The organism is Clostridium sp. (assembly GCF_051656525.1).
Taxonomy (GTDB): Bacteria; Bacillota; Clostridia; order Clostridiales; family Clostridiaceae; genus Clostridium.
This window is the reverse complement of sequence record NZ_JBOGCC010000248.1, coordinates 1-4,799: the sequence shown is the minus strand read 5'-3', so window position 1 is coordinate 4,799 and position 4,799 is coordinate 1. Positions and strand designations below refer to the sequence as shown.

Below are 4,799 nucleotides of genomic sequence, written 5' to 3'. Positions count from 1 at the left end.
GTACGTGAGAACCGCGCCGTCACTACCATCGGGGTTCTCGAAAACAAGACTCTCCCCGTGCGGAATGCGTGCGGTTAGGCCTTTGGGTAGTTGTTCTGCACTACGTTAATCGTTCCACCACAACCTGTAACAGTAGAAGGATTGCCATTACCTCCGTCAACATCATATTCATAGCGTGCAACTCCAGATACAGCGCCCGTACTGGCACTGAAGTAAATGGTCATCACACCATTGATGATATCGTAGCTGTCATGCGGGATCAGCGTTTTCAAGTCCGCACTGTACACGCCGAACAGCTCAACGCTAGTCCTGCCATCAGGGATGGTGAATGACCACTCCATAGATGGCGTGGATTGATGGTGCTTTCCGTCTGACATTCTCATGCTGAAATCCCTAATATCACCCGACCCACTGGAACTGTCTCGCCAAATGAAATGGATAGTATCTTGGTTGCGTTGAAATACTTCCAGCCAAGCCTTGCCACCGACTCAACGCTCAGATCCTGATTTTCTTTAATCGCCGACAACACAACAAGATCCACATCGTCGGGAATATCAACCTGAACATTGATTGACGATTTGTTGAAAAAGTCGATATCTGCAGTAGCAAAGCCGTATCTCACATTAGTGAAGCTGCTCATATCTATGCCGGAAAACGGATCGTCATATGCACCAGCCGTGAGTTCATCGAATGTCACCGTGGTGTACAGCATTGGCGCTGAAGGGCTCACCGATTGCAAGAATGCACAGTCAGGTCCATCTCCGGTAACGCGCAGTATCAATCGCTGCCCAGACGTAACGTCAATGGAGAATGTCGGCATGTAGAACAGCGTGGCCTGTGCGCCAACATGAACTGCGAACGTACCCTTGGATGCGTCAATCATGGTGCCGCGCTGCTGGCCAACTTCGACCAGCTCATACCAGAACATCACCGCCGCGCCCGCATTCTTTTCATTCCACAGGCGTAGCGCAGTAGTTATCGTAACCTTTCCATCAGCCTTGAATTCTAGTCCACCCTCGCCACCTTTCGCCATTGATCCGGCGATAGTGTTTAGCGTGTTATCTATGGATACGTCAGCCAATCCTTTTCCAAGCATCCCAATGGGCATTGGCTGGTCGTTTCCGTTAATGGTGTAGCGCAGCGCTCCGTATCCTTGGTTGTCCTGATACAGCGTCATGTGCTGCTCACTGAACGCTAGAGCACGCTCTCTGCCCATCTCAGAGAAATGTATCACGTATGCCGTAAATGGATTAATTACGTCATCCTTAAGGTCTTTAAGGAATAGCGTCATTGGCTGCTGAGCATTGACCGGATAAATCATAATGGCGTAGTTGTTAGCGTCAGCCGGTACGGTGAATTCCTTTGTCTCATTATGGTCAACTGACACTATATCTTCGGATATGAACAGTTCACCGACTATCACCCAATTGGTTTGTATGTCCGGCACATCATTGGTGCGCGTCTTGTAAATCTCCGGCGTGAACATGTCAGGCTTTCCGATCCACTTCAACAGCGCAACGCGGAATGCAGCGTCCTTGTTGGTAAGCGTAACGGTTACAGTCACATCCTTGTCGCGCATCATTTGGGTTTCTTCTGCGCTGAATATGCGATGCAGGTTAAAGTCTGCAATTCCTGACCCGTCATCGCTAATCTGAAGTCGGTCATTTACGGTTCCGAACTTGATCGCTGTCGGGTTGTAAATTCCGTACCCGTCAGACATGGTGATGCCCTGTCCGGCCGGAACAACCTGAGGCAATCCGTTAGATCTGATTAACCACGCGAAATCAACACGAGACGGCCCAAGGTAATGCGAACTGAAACTGATATCTTGGTTTGTGTCAGCCTCGAATTGTAACAGCGCTGGGCCGGTCTTTTCTCCTGCCGCGAGAGCTTGCACCATCAGTCCGGTAACGCCTTCCGTTGGATCTGTTAGCGTCAGGTATGCGTCATTGAATGTATCTTCAACATTGCACGAGAAGTATCGTAGTGCGGTGGCTTTCACAACGCCAATCACGTCCAGCGCACCAAGCTTTTCACCCGCCTTATAAGATCTCTCTGCCGCCATCGGCTGACTATTGGAGTCAACAAGAATTCCGGAGTCTCTACCCAGCTCGTCATACTCATTCAAGTAGACTTTAATCACACCATCTTCCGGCGCAACGCCTTTCATGTTAACGCGGAACGCAATCAGGTAATCCTGCCCGCCGGTCACGTTAGGGTCGAGTCCGTCATATTCCTGAATGCCGATCAGTTTCTTGCCTCGATCTAGCTGGATATAGGTAGGCGAGCTAAAAATGACATCCTCGAACCACAATGCTCCAGCATGCTTAGTGATTCCTTTCTTTCCGACAACGTTAGTCTCGTCAGCCAAGTAAGCCAGATGGCTGGCAGTATGCTGGCGCTCATATGCGGAAGGGTCAATGGTTAGTGTTGCACGGTCTGGATCTGGCTGGCCGGCTTGGTTGTTACGGCTTCCTTCAACCTTTAGCGGGGCTGCAACGGTTACGGAGTGGGCGCTTATGCTATCCGATCCGCCCGATAGGTTCTCGAATGACACGCGCGGGGTGAGTTCTACTACGCCGGCTGATTTATCTACCAGCTTGGAAGTCGGCACCTCAATCTTAGTTATACCACCGATGCTGCTAGTACCATCGTCAAGGATCAGGTTTCCGCCACCTGCAGATGTTGTCGGTGTCAGTACCAGTTTGTCACCCTGTTTAACGGCGGTGAACTGCTCAAATTCGATATTCTTTTGGTCGGCGTAATCGGTTCCATCAACGGTCACATCGATGCCGGTCGCCGGATTGGTCAGTGCCACAACTGCAATTTTACCGTTATCGCGGGTGCTCAGGCTTGCCCCAGGAAACTCCAAGTTCTCAATGTCAAAGTTCTTCGAGCTAGGTTCCTGACCGTTGCTGACATTTATCTTCTGCTTGTCGATGGTGATGGTTGCCTGCTGAGATCCGTCATCGCTAACAGTTGCGCCTATGAAGTGCAGTGAGTTGATGTCATCGAAAGCGTGATTGCCAATATCCTCAACGTGCAGGCCGCTAATCTTCTGCGCGATGTCTGACTGCATCACCTGCATGTCAGCCTTGATATCCTGATCGAGCTTCTGGATGGCGGAAGTATTGCCGTGCGCAATTGCCGTTGTTGACGACAAGCCAGACTCAACAACCTGAACGCGAGCTGCCAGTGATGGAAGGTCGGATCCGGTAATGGCATTCCAAATGCCCTGCAACTTGATGTAGAAAGCGCGGGCATGAGTTCCGACAATGGCTACGCTCTGATCTACTGCGGATGGGCTTGCCGCCTGCAAATCCTGAACTGTGTCGTATGCGCCAATGTATGTCGGGTGGATTGCGCCAACCGGTGCTAGCTCTAACCACTGTCCGCCAACAGAGTGGAAATACTTCTCTGATGGGCTGATTACAATGGCCTGATAGTTATTGTCAGGGTGCTTTACGGCGTCCTGCAGAGATGGGAGGTCTTGGTAAATACCAACGAAGTGGTTACCAATCGATGCTGTGGAAATTGTGGATAACGTGGTCTGCTTGGTTGCCTGATCGTAATCCGCGGCAATGCCTGATCCAGCAATAATGGATGTTGATTGATTGCCGTTAATCAGGATTTGGCCATTGCCAGAACCGCCAGCAATTGGCCCCGCCTGCTTTGTGCTGCCATCGGAGAATGTCAGAATGACGTACTGGTTTTGATACTCGATATTTGTGACTGTCTTAATTTGGCCTGAATTTACGATATCTTCAAGATAGTAAGACAGCGCGGTATCGGCGGTTACGGTGCGTGCGGAGCCAGAGTCTCGGTCATAGATAAGGAATCTATCTTCACCGGTCAGCTCACCAGAGATGTTGATTTGGTCAATGTTAGGCATCGTCTCCTCCCTGAGACTGCTGTCTACGCGCTACGGTGTAATTGGTGATCCGTCCGTGGTGTTGATTGTTTCTTTTTCGTGGTAGAACCGATCCCACGGATCCAATGTCTTATTGCCTGCCCCTGTCGGCATGTCATTGCGGCGCTTGAGTGATGGGATCGTGATCTGATTCATCAGCATAGCATCGTATGCGGCATCTGCGGCAGTGGCCAATTCATCAGGCACAGGTCGCATGTTGTCGATAAGGATGCGCTTTGCGAGGTTGTACCCGATTGCGTTAACGTCGCCAGGCTGAATGCCTGAGTCATCGTTAGGGTCAACGGGCTGGCCAGATGGTGCAAAGATGTAACCAAGATAGATACCGTTACGCTCAAGCTCTGCTACGTACAGCTCAAGGTCTAACAGGTAATCACCATAGGTGTTAGGGTCTGGCTGAGTCAGCATTGCGTCAGAGGCTAACGCAGCTTTGCGCAGTGCCAGCCTAACGATATCCAGCTTGGTTATGCTCATTATTAAGCCTCTTGCGCCTTCAGTTTTGCAGCCTCAGAAACTGCGGTTTTCCAATGCATCTTGGAGTGATCAACGCCTTTTTCGGTCAGGTATGCTCGCGCCTCTTCTTGCGTGATTTTACCGTCACCGTCTTGGTCTGGATCTGATTTCTTGTCTAGCTCAAACGGGTGCATTACCCAGCCGTCAGAAATATATGCATCAACTTCGTGATCTTCAACGACGATGTGGTCTACGTTATACCCCCACAATTCCATCATTGAGCCTGATTTGTATAGCGTACGCATAACACCTCACAGGATAGCGGGGGCTTTCGCCCCCTGTTGATATTATGGGTTGCCGTGGAACTGACCGGCCATCATTGGGTTCAGCATAGCAAATGATGGGAGGATGTCGAAAC

At 50.5% G+C, this 4,799-nt stretch carries 4 protein-coding genes; all 4 read right to left on the bottom strand.

The window, feature by feature from the left end:
• Positions 1 to 74 precede the first annotated feature (74 nt).
• The 4 genes from ACRDDY_RS12380 to ACRDDY_RS12365 are packed head-to-tail and all read right to left on the bottom strand — an operon-like array spanning position 75 to position 4,686.
• Entirely contained in the window at positions 75 to 377 is a 303-nt protein-coding gene (locus ACRDDY_RS12380; protein WP_438565258.1) for a hypothetical protein, read from the bottom strand.
• Positions 378 to 379: 2 nt separating this feature from the next.
• Positions 380 to 3,892: a hypothetical protein gene (locus ACRDDY_RS12375; protein WP_438565257.1), complete on the bottom strand. Its 3,513-nt coding sequence runs from the start codon at positions 3,890 to 3,892 to the stop codon at positions 380 to 382.
• A 30-nt stretch (positions 3,893 to 3,922) separates the two neighbouring features.
• Positions 3,923 to 4,402 carry a packaged DNA stabilization gp4 family protein gene (locus ACRDDY_RS12370; RefSeq protein WP_438565256.1) on the bottom strand — a complete coding sequence of 160 codons (480 nt, stop codon included), beginning with the start codon at positions 4,400 to 4,402 and terminating at the stop codon, positions 3,923 to 3,925.
• A 2-nt stretch (positions 4,403 to 4,404) separates the two neighbouring features.
• Positions 4,405 to 4,686, bottom strand: a complete 282-nt coding sequence (locus ACRDDY_RS12365) for a hypothetical protein (protein WP_438565255.1) — start codon at positions 4,684 to 4,686, stop codon at positions 4,405 to 4,407.
• Positions 4,687 to 4,799: the final 113 nt, after the last annotated feature.

Coding starts and splice junctions, on each gene's coding strand:
- ACRDDY_RS12380 (WP_438565258.1), bottom strand. CDS start 377: ATGTCAGACGGAAAGCACCATCAATCCACGCCATCTATGGAGTGGTCA.
- ACRDDY_RS12375 (WP_438565257.1), bottom strand. CDS start 3,892: ATGCCTAACATTGACCAAATCAACATCTCTGGTGAGCTGACCGGTGAA.
- ACRDDY_RS12370 (WP_438565256.1), bottom strand. CDS start 4,402: ATGAGCATAACCAAGCTGGATATCGTTAGGCTGGCACTGCGCAAAGCT.
- ACRDDY_RS12365 (WP_438565255.1), bottom strand. CDS start 4,686: ATGCGTACGCTATACAAATCAGGCTCAATGATGGAATTGTGGGGGTAT.